A 1272-nucleotide genomic window follows, 5' to 3' on the forward strand; every position below is an offset into this window, starting at 1 on the left:
GTGGTGGGGGTTGTGGTGGCAGTGGTGGCAGTGGTGGTGTCGGCGGTCGGCGGCAGCGTCATGTCCTCAAGGTCGGCCCCACGCCTGCGCAGACCCTGTGCCACCCCTGTGTGATCCCTGTGAACCGTTGCCGGCCTGCGGGCGATAAGGCTTACTGGTCATGCCGCCTCGCCTTTCGGCGAGGCACCCCTGGTCTCGTCGGCCGGAGCCGTGCCGGGTGTCCGTTTCGTATCCACCTGCCCCGTGCACCTGCCCCGTGGGCGGCCATGGATCAGCAGCAGTTTCATCCCTGCTTGGTCCGGGAACCCGTTCAGGCAGGTCCAGCTGGTGACGGGGCTGGTGATCGGCGGCCCGCGCGGCAATGCTGTGTCCGGACAGGTTGGCGACGAAAGGTGGGATCACTTCGATGGCGGTGCTTGACCAGCAGGTTCGTGCCTTGTTCGACGGCCGGAACTTCCCGGTCGTGGCGACGGTCGACCCCGATGGAACTCCACGGTCCTCCGTGGTCTGGATCAAGAGAGACGGTGATGAGCTGCTGTTCTTCACCCCTGCCGGGCGGACGAAGGAACGCAACCTCAGCCGTGACCCACGGATCAGCGTCTCTATCTTCGACGTGGCGAACCCGTACGTCTCGGCGGAGATCCGGGGCACTGCGAAAGTGATCCGGGAGGGCGTTCTCGAACTCGCCGACGAGCTCGGCCGCAAGTATCTCGGCGAGCCCAATCAGCCGGCGGACGGCCTGCCCCGGGTGGTGGTGCGGATCGTGCCGGAATCGGTGGTGGTGTTTCGGAGCTGACCGGCTCGACCGGCTGCACCCTCAGCCCGCCGTCGCTCGGCCCGCCCTCGCGGAGGTCGGGAACACCCCGGAGCGTGGGGTATCGATTCAGGCAGGAAACCCGTTCACATGGCCGCCCATGCGTACGGCGTACAGGAAACGCATCCCTGCCTCGACATCGCGGTGTCATCTTTCTCGACGAGTCGCGCCAGACGACAAGTGCACCCGGGTCGGGTGTCTGGGTGCTGCTCACGCCGGTCGCCTGCCCCGGCGCTGTCGAGTCGCTCAGCCTGGCTGTTGTCGCGGGTGACGCCGACGGCCGCAAAATTAGCCTGAATGATCACTTGTTGCTGGATTCAACCCGCTCGCCCCGCCTGTCCGGCGAATCGAGGCGACGCCGGACATTCGCGAGACGACCGTCGCGGCCGTTCGGGTCAGCGGGCGAGCTGGTGGAGCCAGTCGTGCAGGAGGGCGGTCTCGGTGGGGCGCAGGGGGAG

General features: G+C 67.2%; 2 protein-coding genes. Both read left to right on the forward strand.

The window, feature by feature from the left end; genetic code table 11:
* Nucleotides 1-406 precede the first annotated feature (406 nt).
* Nucleotides 407-796, forward strand: coding sequence for a PPOX class F420-dependent oxidoreductase (locus NBZ83_RS32195; protein WP_261570856.1), 390 nt, complete (start codon nucleotides 407-409; stop codon nucleotides 794-796).
* Between the two features lie 221 nt (nucleotides 797-1017).
* A partial coding sequence (locus NBZ83_RS32200; RefSeq protein WP_261576520.1) for a hypothetical protein occupies nucleotides 1018-1272 on the forward strand: 255 nt, incomplete at its 3' end.

It is taken from the genome of Frankia gtarii, from assembly GCF_025403375.1.
GTDB lineage: Bacteria > Actinomycetota > Actinomycetes > Frankiales > Frankiaceae > Frankia > Frankia gtarii.